This is a genomic window from Microcystis sp. LSC13-02 (assembly GCA_002282935.1).
Taxonomy (GTDB): Bacteria; Cyanobacteriota; Cyanobacteriia; order Cyanobacteriales; family Microcystaceae; genus Microcystis.
Genome location: MTBT01000047.1, coordinates 1 through 15,031, shown reverse-complemented (window position 1 = coordinate 15,031; position 15,031 = coordinate 1). Strand labels below are relative to the sequence as shown.

The following is a 15,031-nucleotide window of genomic DNA, read 5'->3' as shown; positions in this document are numbered from 1 at the left end:
TCGCTATCTGCGTCAACCCCGTTCAGCGACCACCCTAAAAAAGTGGCGTGGTGAGGAATCGCCGTCCGTTTTACGGCGGCGAGGATGTCAAGTTGTGCTAAACTCAAGCCCTTGAGAGACAAAGCTCTAGTCGCAATGTCAGTAAGAACACATTTAGCAACTCCCTACTCAAACCCTTAGTCATAACACTCTGGTAATGCCCCGAATACTTGTAATCGATGATGATCCTGCAATCGCGGAATTAGTCTCCATCAACTTGGAGATGGCGGGTTATGACGTTAATCCGGCAGAGGACGGGATTAAAGGCCAGGCCTTGGCCGTCCAGTTACAACCCGATTTAATCATGCTGGATTTAATGCTGCCCAAAGTCGATGGTTTTACTGTCTGTCAGCGTTTGCGACGAGATGAACGCACGTCCGACATCCCGATTTTGATGCTCACAGCCTTAGGACAAACCCAAGATAAAGTGGAAGGTTTTAATGCGGGTGCTGATGATTACCTGACCAAACCTTTCGAGGTGGAGGAAATGTTAGCTAGGGTGCGCGCCCTCCTTAGACGCACCGATCGCATTCCCCAAGCCGCTAAACACTCAGAAATACTCAGTTTTGGACCTTTAACCCTTGTTCCCGAACGTTTTGAGGCGGTCTGGTTTGACAGTGTGGTCAAGTTAACCCATCTAGAATTCGAGTTACTCCACTGTCTTCTCCAACGTCACGGTCAAACCGTTTCCCCTAGTGATATTCTCAAGGAGGTCTGGGGATACGATCCCGATGATGATATCGAGACTATTCGGGTTCATATTCGCCATCTGAGAACGAAACTAGAACCCGATCCCCGTCATCCTCGCTATATTAAAACCGTTTACGGTGCGGGTTATTGTCTGGAGTTACCCACCAATGAACAGTTGGTGCTTGATTCATCGGTGGCAACGGTTTAAACAGGGAGCGATTGTCTAGATAGGCAATAGGGACAATTGTTTCCTCGCTCCTCCTGTTCAGATTGAGAGGGTTTGACCGGCGGTTGGGTTTTGATGGCTATGGCTGAGGCCTCTTTTTGGACATGACTATAACAAGGGGAAAACAGTAACTACTGGTTTAAGGTAAGTCCGTCGCCCCCATCAAAAAGCGATCGCATTCCCTGGCGGCCCCGCGACCTTCATTAATCGCCCAAACCACCAAACTTTGACCACGACGACAATCCCCTGCTGCAAAGACTTTCGGTAAGCTAGTGGCAAATTGACCGTGTTCGGCCTTGATATTGCTGCGGGCATCCTTTTCTAAGCCTAAATCATCGAGTAAAGGCTGTTCTGGTCCCAAAAATCCCATGGCTAATAGAACCAATTGCGTCGGGATGACTTTTTCTGTTCCTGCTACCGGTTGGGGGATAAACTGCCCTTTTTCGTTGCGTTGCCATTCCACCTGTACCGTGTGAATCCCTGTGACGTTGCCCTCGCTATCCCCCTCGAATTTAGTCGCCGTGGTGGTATAAACCCGGGGGTCATCGCCAAAACGCGCGGCCGCTTCCTCTTGTCCATAGTCCAGACGGTAGATTTTCGGCCATTCGGGCCAGGGATTATCGGCGGCCCGTTCTCGGGGCGGTTGCGGCATGATCTCTAATTGGGTGACGCTACGGCAGTTATGACGCAGGGAAGTCCCCACACAGTCGGTTCCCGTGTCGCCACCGCCGATAATTACCACGTCTTTACCCGCGGCCGAGATCAAATCCTCCCCGGGCTGTCCGTCTAATAGTGCCTTTGTATTAGCGGTGAGAAACTCCATGGCGAAGTGAATGCCCTTTAATTGGCGACCTTCGATGTTTAAATCCCGGGGTTTGGTGGCCCCGGTACAGATAACGACGGCATCGTATTCGTTTAATAGGTCTTGGGCGCTGATATCCTTGCCCACTTCCGTGCTACAGACCATTTTTACCCCTTCCTGTGCGAGTATCTGGAGACGACGCAGAACCACTTCTTCCTTATCTAACTTCATGTTGGGGATACCGTACATCAACAAGCCACCGGGACGGTCGGCCCGTTCATAAACTGTCACCCAGTGACCGGCTTTATTTAACTGGTCGGCGGCCGCCAATCCCGCAGGTCCTGAACCAATTACGGCCACTTTTTTGCCGGTACGGATTGCGGGGGGATTGGCAGTAATCCAACCGGATTCCCAACCTTTGTCGATAATTGAACATTCAATATTTTTGATTGTAACGGGGGGATTATGAATACCGAGAACACAGGAACCCTCACAGGGAGCGGGGCAGACTCTACCGGTAAATTCGGGGAAATTATTGGTTTTATGAAGGCGATCGAGGGCTTCTCGCCACAATCCTCGATAGATTAAATCATTCCATTCGGGAATCAGGTTATTAATCGGGCAACCACTGGCCATGCCACTAATGAGCGTTCCGGTGTGACAAAATGGTGTACCACAATCCATACAACGGGCGGCCTGATTGCGGAGTTTATCCTCAGGCATGGGAAGATGAAACTCATCCCAATTATGAAGGCGATCGAGAGGGGTAAGTTCGGAAGGAAGTTCACGCAGGAATTCGATAAAGCCAGTCGGTTTGCCCATAGTCTTTTTTGTCTGTGTCGTTTATTCCCTATCTTCCTTCAGGGTTCGATCGATCCTAGCAACTTTACCGATTTCTTTAATCTTATCGGCAGCTCAGTGGACTAAAAGGCGGTAATTTTGACAAATTCGGGAATTAACTATTGAGTTAAAAACAGGCGATTTCAAGAGGAAGGGGGCAATTCTAACGGGATAGCCCCGATTATTCCCTTACGAAAATCATTGAGTAACTGCATGGCTGCCCTTTCTTTATCTTCTTGATATTTGAGATTGGCCAATTTTTCGATAAAATCTTCCCCGGTCATGTCTAGAGTATTCAACCCGTAACGAGATTGTAAAAGTCCTTCATACTGTAATTCTATTAATAAATCGACAAAAGCCGCCGCTATCCTTTGGTTATCATAACCAGCATCGCCAATATCCTCACAGATAGCTAATTTCACCGCATCCCTTTGATTATCTAAACGGGAAGGAATCACCCCCGGCGCGTCTAATAGTTCTAAGGTGTCGGAAATTCGTACCCATTGTAATTGTCGCGTTACTCCGGCCCTGCGGGCGCTGGCGACGACTTTTCGCCCTAATAAACGGTTAATCAGGGCAGATTTGCCCACATTGGGAAACCCGATCACCACGGCGCGCACTGGACGCGGTAACATTCCTCTTAGTTGGCGTTTTTGGTTAATTTCATCGCCAATTTTTTCCGCCGCTTTGATAATTGCTTTAACTCTTTCTCCCTGTTTAGCGTTAGTAAAATAGACGGTTTTTCCTTGACTTTTAAACCATGTTACCCATTGTTGATGGGCAGATTCGGGAATCATATCGAGACGATTTAAGATTAACAAGCGCGGTTTATTGCCAATCCAATCGTCCACCTGCGGATGATGGGAAGCTAAGGGAATGCGAGCATCGCGCACTTCTAAGACCACATCCACGAGTTTAAGATGTTCCTTGAGTTTTCTTTCCGCTTTGGCAATATGACCGGGATACCATTGAATTAACGACATGGGAGATGGGAGTATAAAATTAAATTTTATCAGGAATAGTCCCTAGATAGCTATAATTATCTGAGAAAAAGTTTAGTAATTTCACTGCAATTATAACAGGATTGTCGATGACTAATTTAAAAAAATGGCAAATTATTAAATCCGAGCTAGTTTTTCAGAATCGTTGGTGTCAAGTCCGTCAAGACGCGGTGAGGTTATCCTCTGGACAAGTTATCGATGATTATTTCGTTAATATTCGTCCTGAAATTGTTTTAGTTGTTCCAGTTACTGGGGATAATCAATTGGTTTTTGTCCGTCAATATCGTCACGGAGTTAAGGAAATTTTATTGGAATTTCCCGCTGGAGCAGTAGATGCGGGTGAAGATAATATTACTGCGGCAGCGCGTCGGGAATTCGAGGAGGAAACCGGTTATCAAAGTGATTCTCTAATACCTCTGGCTGTTTTGTACGATAATCCCGTTAAAGATACTAACAGAATTCATATTTTTTTGGCTCTTAATGCTACTCCCACAGGTCAACAAAAGTTAGATATTACCGAGGAAATTGAAGTTATTATTCGACCTTTACAGGAAATTAATCCCCAGGAAATTACCGTCTCCGGTAGTTTAGCTGCTTTCTATCTAGCGAGGGATTTTTTAAAGCAAAATTAAGAGGGTTTTAGTTGAAATTTCCCCACTACCCCACTTCCCGCTCTCCTACCTCGGCGCTTTTCTCTACTGTTTGAACAGGATTTGTATTACTTTAAGTTTTATTTTTTTTCACTTGTCTATGAGTAATTTTTTGATGATTGCTGGCTTTATTCTATCAGCTTATGCGATTGTTGCCAACGATTCCCTACAAACTTTAGGGACTTTTTTAAGTGCCAATGAAGAACGTCCCTGGTGGATTTTATGGCTGTACACCAGTATAATCTTAGCCTCGATTTTTATCGCTGGTTGGTATATTAATCAGGGAGATGTGGCTTATAATCGACTAGAAATGATTCCCTTCCCAGAAACTTTTACTTGGATTTATATCGTTCCTCCCTTAGCAATTTTAATTCTCACCACTTGGGGAATACCTGTGAGTACAACCTTTTTGGTTTTAACAGTTTTTGCTCCCCAATCTCTAGATGAAATGTTAGTTAAATCCGCTTGGGGTTATGCTATTGCTGTTATAGTGGGGTTAGTAATCTATCGAATTATTTATCAATTAGAAAACTTTTTCCTAGAAACAGTTAATAAAGAACCTCAAAAAATCTGGGTAGTTTTACAGTGGTTATCCACCGGGTTTCTCTGGAGTCAATGGTTAATGCAAGATTTTGCTAATATTTTCGCCTATCTTCCCAGAAAGTTAGCGGCAACATGGTTAGTTTTATCTCTAACAGTTATGCTACTCCTGCAAACCATCATTTTTATTAATCACGGGGGTCAAATCGAGAAAATTGTCACTAGCAAAACTAACGCCCATGATCTGCGTTCTGCAACAATTATTAACTTAATTTATGGACTAATTTTACTGTTTTTTGTTAGCTATAATCATATTCCCATGAGTACCACTTGGGTATTTTTAGGTTTATTAGGAGGTCGAGAAATTTCTCTGACTTTAACCAGAGAAAACCCTAATTTAGCCGCCACGGGTAAACTGGTTTTAGGGGATGCCTTGAAAGCTTTTATCGGTATGATAGTTAGTGTTGCTATCGCTCTTGCTTTACCTCTAATCGCTCAAAAAATTAACTATCTATAGGAAGTGGGGAGCTTTTTTCAGTTATCAGTAATCAGTGAACAGTAATCAGTGAACTGAACACTCATATCTGATAACTGATATTAGTGATTGTACCGCATGAGATTAAGAAAAGGTCTATTTTCAAAACTTAAGAATAACAAGATGGAACGGATAGGCGATCGATTGATGACCCGGAGTGATAAAGTTTTCTATTACTGATAATCTCGAAATTATCGTTCAACCAGATTAAAGATGCTTCTGTGACTAGACCTTCTTCAAGAGTGACTAGGGAAAAATTGCGAGATTTACCCGTATCGGAGTGGAGAATGCGAGGGACACTAGCAGCATTCAAATAAACGGTTCCCATTTCGGAAGTGACCACTGGATTGCGTAAACGGGAAGTGGTATGACGGAGACGGTGGTGCATATGACCGAAACTGACGAGAGGAACCTGTTTTCCTAATAGCTGTGCTTGTTCGATGGCCGCTGCTAAATCGGGGTCCCCGTGGTCCCCTCCCAAAGGTTGCCAATCGCGACCACAGATAGCTTCCGCTTCCTTTCCCAGTCCGGCCGGACCATTGTGACCTAAAAAAATCAGGTTATTATAGGCAGTATCTTGAATATTAGCGATAATTTTGGCGGTAGATTCGGCAAAATTGCTGATATTATAGCGTTCTTGCAAAAATTCTCCATTTTTCCACTCGGACCCCCCCCAAGTAAAGGGACGACCCCCAACAATCGAAAGCTGTAAACCGGGTAGGTCTAGTTTTGAGTAACCCACATGAGCAACCCCTAATAATTCTAACTGGGCGGTGACACGATCTTCTTGATCGCGATCGTACGGACATTGTTTTCGTCCCCAGGAGGTGGCGCTATACCAAGCGTCATGATTACCGAGAATAACGGCTTTTGGTAAGGACAAACTAGCAATCCGACCGACAATTTCTAGGGATTCATTGCCAAAATCACCGACAAATAGGGCTAAATCGACTTGTAAAGCTTCTAGAGCTAAATTATCTTCTATTTCCCATTCGTCGTGAACGTCACCGATGACGGCGATTTTATAGGTGCGAGGGAAAGAACTTACCATTACCAGTTATTAACTATCATGTACCAGTAACGATCATAACTAGGATTGGCCGAATAAATCTAAAAACCTTGTGGGATAATATCTTTAGGCTTTTTTGCCATCAAAAAGTGCTGGCTATTGGCGTAATCGGCCAGAAAATTCAGTTACAGATGAAAATGGGTAAAACCCCACACCCTTGAAAAGGTAAAGATTTAAAACAAAGTTACCCACAGTCATCGGTTTTTTTTGTAAATTTAGATACAGAATTATCAGGGTGATCTGTGTATGTCCTTACTACAATCCCGCACTACTGCCGTTGTTACTTGCCCCCAAGCAAATACATGGGTACAACTAAGAATGCTTCCCTCTCCCTACAGCTTTGATGAAGCGCTACTACTCTGTGAACAGGATCAGGGCCGTTGGGTGGCATGGATTCCCGATTTTGGCGAAATTATCTTGATCGAAGGGCAATTTGAGGGATAAACTAACTCTTGCTAACAATTAGAGCAGATAAACAGCGATCGATCACTTGTTTTAATACTAGAGCCGTCCAATCGATATCGGCTGCGCTGGTGTCCCTTCCTAGGGTTAAACGAATTCCCGCTAATGCTTCTCGATCGCTGTAGCCCATAGCTTTTAAAATTGGACTGGGGGAGAGTTTGCCACTATGACAGGCGGATCCAGAACTAATGCCGATTCCTGCTAAATTAAGCTGACGAACTAGCTGTTTTCCCGTGATGTGACTGTCATCGTCTGGACGGACAATAAAGCTGACGTGGTGGGGTAAACGATAGAATCGGTCTCCCGTGGGCAGCAGATAAGGATAATCGGCTAAGAGGTCAAATAATCGATCTCGCAAGGCCATTAAACGCATTTTTTCGCTAATTAAATCTTTTTGGGCTAATTCGGCCGCTAAACCGAAAGATGCGATCGCTGGTACGGCTTGGGTTCCTGATCGCAGACCTTTTTCCTGACCACCGCCCCGCAGTAATGGTAAAATATCGACACCCGCTCTGATGTATAAAGCTCCCGATCCTTGCATTCCATAAATTTTATGGCTAGAAAGAGATAATAAATCCACCGGCAGTTTCCGCACATCAATGGCGCATCTTGCCGCCACCTGCACCGCGTCGGTGTGAAAAAGAACTCCCCTCTCTGTGGCAATGCTGCCCAATTCTTCAATCGGTTGTAGGGTTCCCACCTCACTTTGTCCGTAAATAATGGAAATTAAGACCGTATCGCTTTGAATTGCGGCTTTTAGGTCTAAAGGATCGACCCTACCTTGACGATTGACGGGAAGACGAGTAATTTGCCAACCTTGCTGCTCTAATTGTTTACAGGGTTCAGCGATCGCCGAATGTTCCACACTAGAAATAATAATATGACGGGGGCGGTTATACTGTTGAGCGACCCCGATAATCGCTAAATTATCGGCTTCTGTGCCGCCAGAAGTGAAGATAATCTGGTCCGGATTGGCATCAATTAACCCTGCCACCTGTTCTCTGGCCATTTCGATGACTGTCGCCGTATCCTGTCCCCAAGTGTGTAAACTGGAGGGATTGCCCCAATCATGCCGGAGAATAGTGGCAACCCGCTCGATCACTTGGGGATGAGTGGGGGTAGTGGCGCTATAGTCAAGATAAATTTGCATTATTTTACAATCCGGCCGATAAGAAGCAAGGACAAGCAGCTATTTTCAGTTTAGCGGCTTAGGTTTAACACTCGATCGATTGTCGGAGCAGTTAAATCATCCCCTATTAAAAATTAGAGATGCCGGTTAAAGCATCCCCACAGAGTCGATTTTACCTCTCTTGTGTCAATCTCGGCAGAAGACCAGCAAAAGTCATCCCAAAGACAGAGCAAATATCGTAAACAATCAAAGTCATAAAACCGTTCTAAAAGCCTAGTAAACCCGAAAGATAGTGAGGAACGGGGAAACTTTGAGCCATCTTAAAATGAAATGAAAACAGATAAAACGCTGTAGAATAATTGAAGGTTATTTAAGAGATTTTTTCGGACCTTTCCTGAATCCCGGAGAGCCAGTTTTTGATAAGAGTCTGGGATAGGTGCGACAGAAGGATTAAAAGTATCGTGATCAAGACAAACGATCAAATAGGCACAGATGACTAACTCCCACTATTGACAATATCCCTAAGCATCTAATCAAGGGGAAACATCGATCGATAATAATATGCTTTTGCCCTTGGCAAGTTCCAAAGCATAACAGAGATTGTCTCAAGCTGGTCGCGTCGCTAATACTTGCGGCGATTTTTCAGTCATCGGTAAACATTAACCGGTAATCAGTGAACGGCAAACTCAAATCTGATAACTGAGTCAAAATAGCTAAAAAACCCCCATCGCCCCACCATGCGTTTCCGACAAATTTTTATGCTGTTATTACATGGCTGACAATATTTTGTAACAATCTATACTATCTTTCCCGTTGAAGACTGTAAATTTAAGTTAATTGCTTCGGTGATAACCCTAAAATAAAGTGATCTTTCTAACCCAGATGACTAAAAACCGCCCCTATCTATCGACTCCTCAAAACTGTTATGCTTACGGAAAAAATCTCTTAGACAAAAACTATTGCTAAATCTCTGTAGATGGACAAGCAAAAGCGATCAAGAGATAAAAATAGTTACAGCATCCTTACTGAATCAACAGTTACTTTAAAGAAATTTTCTCGGTTATCACCGCGGTCAGTTAGGGGAAGTCATGAGAATTTTTCACCGTTTCATCACCTTTGTTTAGTTTCTAATCACGATTTATTGGACCATGAGTAAACTTTCTAGACGTAGATTTATCTTTGCTGCTGGGGCAACTGCCGTAGGAACGGCAATTCTCCACGGTTGCACCACTCCCAATAATACCGCCACCAGTCCCTCCCCCGCCGGTAGTCCTGCCGCTTCCCCCGTTGCGGGTGGAGAAACTCCCGAAGTCACCACCGCTAAACTAGGTTTTATTGCCCTCACCGACGCTGCCCCCTTAATTATCGCCAAAGAAAAAGGTTTATTCGCTAAACACGGGATGCCCGATGTGCAAGTGATGAAACAAGCCTCTTGGGCTGCCACCCGGGATAACCTAGAATTAGGTTCGGCGGGTAACGGTATCGATGGGGCGCATATTTTATCCCCCATACCCTACCTAATGACCTTGGGCAAAATCACCAAACAGCCAGTACCGATGTATATCCTGGCGCGTTTGAATACCAACGGTCAAGCGATTTCCATTTCTAACGAATATGCAGACCTGAAAGTGGCCCTCGATAGCGGTGTACTCAAAGAATCCTTCGCTAAAGCTAAATCTGCGGGCAAAGAAGTTAAAGCCGCCGTCACTTTCCCCGGTGGTAATCACGATCTCTGGATGCGCTATTGGTTAGCCACCAGTGGTATCGATCCGAATAAAGACCTATCCTTAATTGTTGTTCCCCCCCCACAAATGGTGGCTAACATGAAAGTCGGCACGATGCAAGCTTTCTGTGTGGGGGAACCTTGGAACGCCCAATTGGTTAACAAAAAACTCGGTTATAGCGCCCTGATTACTGGGGAACTCTGGAAAGACCATCCCGAAAAAGCCTTCGCTTTACGCGCCGATTGGGTGGATAAAAATCCCAAAGCGGCAAAAGCTTTAACCATGGCTGTTCTGGAGGCGCAACAATGGTGCAATGATCCCGCTAATGTTAAGGAAATGTGCGAGATCATTGCAGGACGGGAATGGCTGAAAATTGACCCCGCCGATATCTTGGGAAGAATGCAAGGTAATATCGATTTCGGTGATGGTCGCAAAATCGAAAATAGCCCCTTAGCCATGAAATTCTGGCGCGATAACGCTTCCTATCCCTACAAGAGTCATGATACTTGGTTTGTGACTGAAGACATCCGTTGGGGCTATATTCCCGCCGATACGGACATCAAAGCTTTAGTTGATAAAGTTAACCGGGAAGATATCTGGAGAGAAGCCGCCACAGCCCTCAATGTTCCGGCCGATCAAATTCCCACCTCTACCTCTCGGGGCGTGGAAACATTCTTCGATGGTGTGAAATTTGATCCCGAAAATCCCACCGCTTACCTGAAATCTCTCAAGATTAAAAAGGTTTAAATCAGTGATCAGTAATCAGTCAACAGTTAAAGATGATTTTCTGACAACTGGTAATTAATAACTGATAACTAAAATTCTTGCGGATCAAGCCAAGAGCAATGCTGATCACTGAACCACTGATAACTCAACCACTGATAACTGATAACTGATAACTGATTATGGCTGTTTCTATTTCTCGTCGTTCTCACAGTCCGAAATGGGTAAAAGACCTGCAAAAAAAATTACCCAAACTAGCAACTTCGGTGATTGCTTTATTAATTTTTCTCCTCATCTGGCAAATTCTCTGTTTTAGTCCCGATGCCCCCCTTCCTAGTCCCACCAAAGTTGTTAGTGAGACCTGGGAATTAATTATTAATCCCTTCTTCAATAATGGTGGCACGGATGTGGGGTTATTCTGGCAAATTTTCGCTAGTTTACAACGGGTGGCCGTCGGTTTTACCCTAGCGGCTATTGTCGGCATCGCCGTAGGAATTTTAATCGGTAGCAGCGCCCTAGTTTATGATGCGATCGATCCGATTTTCCAAATCCTGCGTACCGTTCCCCCCCTAGCTTGGCTACCCATCTCCCTAGCGGCTTTTCGCAATAACGAACCTAGTGCCATATTTGTAATTTTTATTACAGCAATTTGGCCAATTATTATTAATACAGCCGTGGGAGTACAACAGGTTCCCCAAGACTATAAAAACGTCTCTAGAGTGCTGAAATTATCCAAAGTTGAATACTTTTTCAATATTCTTTTTCCCGCCACCGTTCCCTACGTTTTCACGGGATTAAGAATCGGTATCGGTTTATCTTGGTTGGCAATTGTAGCGGCGGAAATGCTGATCGGTGGCGTGGGAATTGGCTTCTTTATCTGGGATGCTTGGAATAGTTCCATGATCAGTGAAATTATCCTCGCCCTGATTTATGTGGGTATTGTTGGGTTCTTACTTGATCGCCTCATGGCCTACATCGCTAAATTAGTTGTACCCGAAGAAAATAAATAGGGTTTGCGGCAAAAAGTTTTTCGGTGGGGGCAGGGTGTGGGGTGTGGGGAGCTTTTTAAGTAAACAGTAAACAGTAAACTAAAAACTCACATCTGATAACTGATAACTGATAACTGATAACTGATAACTGATAACTGATAACTGATAACTGATAACTGAAAATGTCTGCATTTATTGAAGTCGATCACATTGATAAGGTTTTCCCTCTCCCCGATGGCCGTCAATATATCGCCCTAAAAAATATCGATCTCAGCGTTACTAAAGGGGAATTTATCTCTTTAATCGGTCACTCCGGTTGTGGGAAATCCACCCTCTTAAATATGGTCGCCGGACTCGATCGCCCCACGGTGGGGGGGGTGATTTTAGAGGGAAGAGAAATTAAAGACCCCGGTCCCGATCGCATGGTGGTCTTCCAGAATTATTCTCTGCTGCCTTGGTTAACCGTCCGGGAAAATATCGCCCTAGGAGTTAACCGTGTGCTGCGTCATCTGCCGGCCGCTGAACGCAAAAGTGTCATCGAACATAGTATCGATATGGTACACCTGCGCCATGCCGCCAACAAACGACCGGGAGAATTATCGGGAGGCATGAAACAACGGGTAGCGATCGCCCGAGCTTTAGCCCTACGGCCAAAAGTCCTGCTACTCGATGAACCCTTTGGGGCACTGGATGCGTTAACCAGAGGCAATTTACAGGAACGTTTGATGGAAATCGTCGAGGAAAGCCACGTTACCTGTATCATGGTCACGCACGATGTGGATGAGGCCCTATTACTATCCGATCGAGTGGTGATGTTAACCACCGGACCAGAGGCCCATATCGGTCAGATTCTCGATGTTCCCATTCCCAGGCCCCGGCATCGTTTGGAAGTAGTTAATCACCCTAGTTACTACTCCCTCCGTAACGAGATCGTTTATTTCCTCAACCAACAGAAGCGATCGAAGAAAGTCGGTCGACCAACCGGGCCGGTGACGGTTATAGCCAAGGCTCCTGGACTGAAAACCAATCCCACCATCGGTTTTATCCCCCTCACCGATTGCGCCCCGATTATTATCGCCCAAGAGAAAGGTTTCTTCGCCGAGGAAGGATTAGAGGGTGTTGTCCTGCAAAGGGAACCCAGCTGGAAAGCGATCGCCAAAGGGGTAGCTACCGGTCGTCTCGATGCGGCCCAGATGGTGGCGGGAATGCCCCTCAGTATGACCATTGGCGCTGGCAATAAGCCCTCTGTCCCCGTGATTAGCGCTTTAGTACTCAGTCGCAACGGTAACGCCATCACCCTCAGCAATAAATACAGGGAATTGGGGGTAGAAAAACTGGGCGACTTAAAGGAGGCCCTCCTGCAAAGTCCCGACCAAATCGCCACTTTCGGCATGGTTCACCCCGCCTCCATGCACAATCTGCTGTTACGCTACTGGTTAGCTAGTGGCGACATCGATCCCGATAGTGATGTGAATTTAACCGTAATTCCGCCGCCTCAGATGGTTTCCCTGCTAAAAGCAGGTAAGATCGACGGTTATTGTGTGGGGGAACCCTGGAACTCCTACGCCGTTCAGGAAAAATTAGGCTACGTTATCGCCACCGATCTTGATATTTGGCCCGGACACCAGGAAAAAGTCCTCGGGGTCAAGGAAACTTGGGCGGCGAAACATCCCGAAACCCATATCGCCATGGTCAAAGCTTTAATTAAAGCCTGTGAATACTGCGATGATCAGCGTAATCGAGAAGATATCGTTAATATTCTCAGTCAGCCCCAGTATGTGGGCGTGGATAGCGCAATTATCCGCCCCGGTTTCCTCGATGGTTACGATCGCGGTTTAGGAACTGCCCCCGAACCCCTATTCCGATTTAACCAGTTTTACGTCGATCAAGCTAACTGTCCGGGCCGGAGTGAGGCCCTATGGACCCTAACTCAGCTTGCCCGTTGGGGTTACGCGCCTTTCCCCCGCAACTGGGTGGAAGTGATTGAACGCGTCCGTCGTCCCGATCTGTTTGGCGAAGCTTGCAGGTTCCTGGGCATTCCCGATTTGGAACCCGATCGCCACAGTTTCGCCCTCTTTGATCATCTTATTTTCAATCCCGACGATCCGATCGGCTATCTGGAACGTTTTTCGATCCGTCGCAATTATCGCGTCTCGGAAGTTCTCCTCGATGATCCTGTCGCTAATTAATGGTTGTGGTGGGCAAAGCCCACCTTAAAATAAATCTAGGACGAATTATGCAAACTTTTACCGATAAGACCGTGAATTCCAGCACCACCACCCAGCCTTTTTTATTAGTTAGTAATGTTGCCAAAGAATACCCCTCCCCCGAAGGGGTTTACACCGTTTTAGACGGTGTGGATCTGCAAGTCAATGAGGGGGAATTTGTCTGCATTATCGGTCACTCCGGCTGCGGTAAATCGACCCTTTTAGATATGGTGGCGGGGCTTTCTTCTCCTAGTCGTGGGCAAGTGCTACTACAGGACAAAGAGGTTAAGGAACCAGGACCAGACCGGATGATGGTATTCCAAAATTATTCACTTTTGCCCTGGAAAACTGCCTTTGAGAACGTTTATATCGGCGTTAATTCGGTTTATCCCCAAAAAACTCAGGCTGAGAAGGTGAAGATCGTGGAAGAAAATCTATCCTTAGTGGGATTGACAGAAGCAGCCCAGAAAAAACCCCCCCAGTTATCGGGAGGCATGAAACAACGGGTTGCGATCGCCCGCGCCCTGGCCATTCGTCCCCAAGTCCTCATCCTCGATGAACCCTTTGGGGCCTTAGATGCGATCACCAAAGAGGAATTACAGGAAGAATTGCTGAAAATCTGGCAAGAACACCAGTTAACCGTGTTGATGATTACCCACGATATCGATGAGGCTTTGTTCTTGTGCGATCGCTTGGTGATGATGACCAACGGCCCGAGCGCTAAAATCGGTGAGGTGTTAAAGATGCCTTTTGCTCGTCCCCGGGTTCGTTCCCAAATCACCGAAGATCCCCGTTACTACGAACTCCGCAATGAAGCCCTCGATTTCCTCTACAATCGTTTTGCCCATTCGGAGGACCCCAACGAGGATGCCCCCGAAGAACCCCGCACAGAAAATCTCGTCGGTAAAATTGTTACTACTATTGGTGGCATAGCCTTACTCGCTTTTGTCGGTTTTAGTCTAATACAAATGTTCACTAGCAAGACTCCCAATACTGCTAATCCCCCTACCATCGAGGCCCCCAAATAAGTAACAGTTATCAGTTATCAGTTATCAGTTATCAGTTATCAGATTTGAGTTTTAAGTTTACTGTTTACTTAAAAAGCTCCCCACACCCCACACCCCACACCCTACCCCCAGGGAAAACTTTTTGCCGCAAACCCTAAATAGAAGTTTCCTACTGTCTTTTCACTGATTACTGATTACTGTTTACTGATCACTCTTAATTGCCCGAATATTTTCCGATTAATCTCTGGAGAGTTCATCAATGATTAAGATGTTCAAAGACCGATTTATCACCGATATCGTTGGGGAGAGCGCCGATTCAAGTCTGAAGTGCATCACCTGAAAAGCTTGACAGAGGAAAGCTCATCAGTTAAAGTCGGATATTGATCAAAACAAACAGA

General features: G+C 45.6%; 12 protein-coding genes. 8 read left to right on the top strand and 4 right to left on the bottom strand.

Annotation, left to right across the window (positions count from 1 at the left end; all coding sequences use genetic code 11):
* Positions 1–196 precede the first annotated feature (196 nt).
* Positions 197–937 carry a two component system response regulator RpaA gene (gene rpaA / locus BGL89_RS02920; RefSeq protein ID WP_286824351.1) on the top strand — a complete coding sequence of 247 codons (741 nt, stop codon included), beginning with the start codon at positions 197–199 and terminating at the stop codon, positions 935–937.
* Between the two features lie 157 nt (positions 938–1,094).
* On the opposite strand, the gene BGL89_RS02915 is transcribed toward rpaA, so the two are convergent.
* Entirely contained in the window at positions 1,095–2,579 is a 1,485-nt protein-coding gene (locus BGL89_RS02915) for a glutamate synthase subunit beta (protein ID WP_286824350.1), read from the bottom strand.
* 161 nt (positions 2,580–2,740) lie between these two features.
* Positions 2,741–3,580, bottom strand: coding sequence for a ribosome biogenesis GTPase YlqF (gene ylqF, locus BGL89_RS02910; RefSeq protein WP_286824349.1), 840 nt, complete (start codon positions 3,578–3,580; stop codon positions 2,741–2,743).
* Positions 3,581–3,687: 107 nt separating this feature from the next.
* Between ylqF and BGL89_RS02905 the strand changes: the two genes are divergently transcribed.
* Both BGL89_RS02905 and BGL89_RS02900 read left to right on the top strand, forming a co-directional pair.
* The gene (locus BGL89_RS02905; RefSeq protein WP_286824348.1) at positions 3,688–4,230 is read left to right on the top strand and encodes an NUDIX hydrolase; all 543 of its coding nucleotides are present in this window, start codon (positions 3,688–3,690) and stop codon (positions 4,228–4,230) included.
* Between the two features lie 133 nt (positions 4,231–4,363).
* Positions 4,364–5,305 carry a hypothetical protein gene (locus BGL89_RS02900; protein ID WP_286824352.1) on the top strand — a complete coding sequence of 314 codons (942 nt, stop codon included), beginning with the start codon at positions 4,364–4,366 and terminating at the stop codon, positions 5,303–5,305.
* 127 nt (positions 5,306–5,432) lie between these two features.
* On the opposite strand, the gene BGL89_RS02895 is transcribed toward BGL89_RS02900, so the two are convergent.
* A complete protein-coding gene (locus tag BGL89_RS02895) occupies positions 5,433–6,374 on the bottom strand; it encodes a TIGR04168 family protein (protein WP_286824347.1) in 942 nt (313 codons plus the stop codon).
* A 264-nt stretch (positions 6,375–6,638) separates the two neighbouring features.
* Here BGL89_RS02895 and BGL89_RS02890 point away from each other — a divergent pair, with 264 nt between their 5' ends.
* The gene (locus BGL89_RS02890; protein ID WP_286824346.1) at positions 6,639–6,836 is read left to right on the top strand and encodes a hypothetical protein; all 198 of its coding nucleotides are present in this window, start codon (positions 6,639–6,641) and stop codon (positions 6,834–6,836) included.
* A gap of 1 nt (position 6,837) precedes the next feature.
* Here the strand turns inward: BGL89_RS02890 and BGL89_RS02885 are convergent, their stop codons facing one another.
* A complete protein-coding gene (locus BGL89_RS02885; protein ID WP_286824345.1) occupies positions 6,838–8,004 on the bottom strand; it encodes a cysteine desulfurase family protein in 1,167 nt (388 codons plus the stop codon).
* A 1,127-nt stretch (positions 8,005–9,131) separates the two neighbouring features.
* Between BGL89_RS02885 and BGL89_RS02880 the strand changes: the two genes are divergently transcribed.
* From BGL89_RS02880 to BGL89_RS02865, 4 genes are all read left to right on the top strand, one after another.
* The gene (locus BGL89_RS02880; protein WP_286824344.1) at positions 9,132–10,454 is read left to right on the top strand and encodes a CmpA/NrtA family ABC transporter substrate-binding protein; all 1,323 of its coding nucleotides are present in this window, start codon (positions 9,132–9,134) and stop codon (positions 10,452–10,454) included.
* Between the two features lie 158 nt (positions 10,455–10,612).
* Positions 10,613–11,440: a nitrate ABC transporter permease gene (gene ntrB / locus BGL89_RS02875; protein WP_286824343.1), complete on the top strand. Its 828-nt coding sequence runs from the start codon at positions 10,613–10,615 to the stop codon at positions 11,438–11,440.
* Positions 11,441–11,601: 161 nt separating this feature from the next.
* Complete coding sequence (locus tag BGL89_RS02870; protein WP_286824342.1) at positions 11,602–13,608, top strand: ABC transporter ATP-binding/substrate-binding protein; 2,007 nt, start codon at positions 11,602–11,604, stop codon at positions 13,606–13,608.
* Between the two features lie 47 nt (positions 13,609–13,655).
* Positions 13,656–14,654, top strand: coding sequence for an ABC transporter ATP-binding protein (locus BGL89_RS02865; protein ID WP_286824341.1), 999 nt, complete (start codon positions 13,656–13,658; stop codon positions 14,652–14,654).
* Positions 14,655–15,031 lie beyond the last annotated feature (377 nt).

Bases quoted from the DNA above. Each gene is read 5' to 3' on its own strand.
- rpaA (WP_286824351.1), top strand. From the start codon at position 197: ATGCCCCGAATACTTGTAATCGATGATGATCCTGCAATCGCGGAATTA.
- BGL89_RS02915 (WP_286824350.1), bottom strand. From the start codon at position 2,579: ATGGGCAAACCGACTGGCTTTATCGAATTCCTGCGTGAACTTCCTTCC.
- ylqF (WP_286824349.1), bottom strand. From the start codon at position 3,580: ATGTCGTTAATTCAATGGTATCCCGGTCATATTGCCAAAGCGGAAAGA.
- BGL89_RS02905 (WP_286824348.1), top strand. From the start codon at position 3,688: ATGACTAATTTAAAAAAATGGCAAATTATTAAATCCGAGCTAGTTTTT.
- BGL89_RS02900 (WP_286824352.1), top strand. From the start codon at position 4,364: ATGATTGCTGGCTTTATTCTATCAGCTTATGCGATTGTTGCCAACGAT.
- BGL89_RS02895 (WP_286824347.1), bottom strand. From the start codon at position 6,374: ATGGTAAGTTCTTTCCCTCGCACCTATAAAATCGCCGTCATCGGTGAC.
- BGL89_RS02890 (WP_286824346.1), top strand. From the start codon at position 6,639: ATGTCCTTACTACAATCCCGCACTACTGCCGTTGTTACTTGCCCCCAA.
- BGL89_RS02885 (WP_286824345.1), bottom strand. From the start codon at position 8,004: ATGCAAATTTATCTTGACTATAGCGCCACTACCCCCACTCATCCCCAA.
- BGL89_RS02880 (WP_286824344.1), top strand. From the start codon at position 9,132: ATGAGTAAACTTTCTAGACGTAGATTTATCTTTGCTGCTGGGGCAACT.
- ntrB (WP_286824343.1), top strand. From the start codon at position 10,613: ATGGCTGTTTCTATTTCTCGTCGTTCTCACAGTCCGAAATGGGTAAAA.
- BGL89_RS02870 (WP_286824342.1), top strand. From the start codon at position 11,602: ATGTCTGCATTTATTGAAGTCGATCACATTGATAAGGTTTTCCCTCTC.
- BGL89_RS02865 (WP_286824341.1), top strand. From the start codon at position 13,656: ATGCAAACTTTTACCGATAAGACCGTGAATTCCAGCACCACCACCCAG.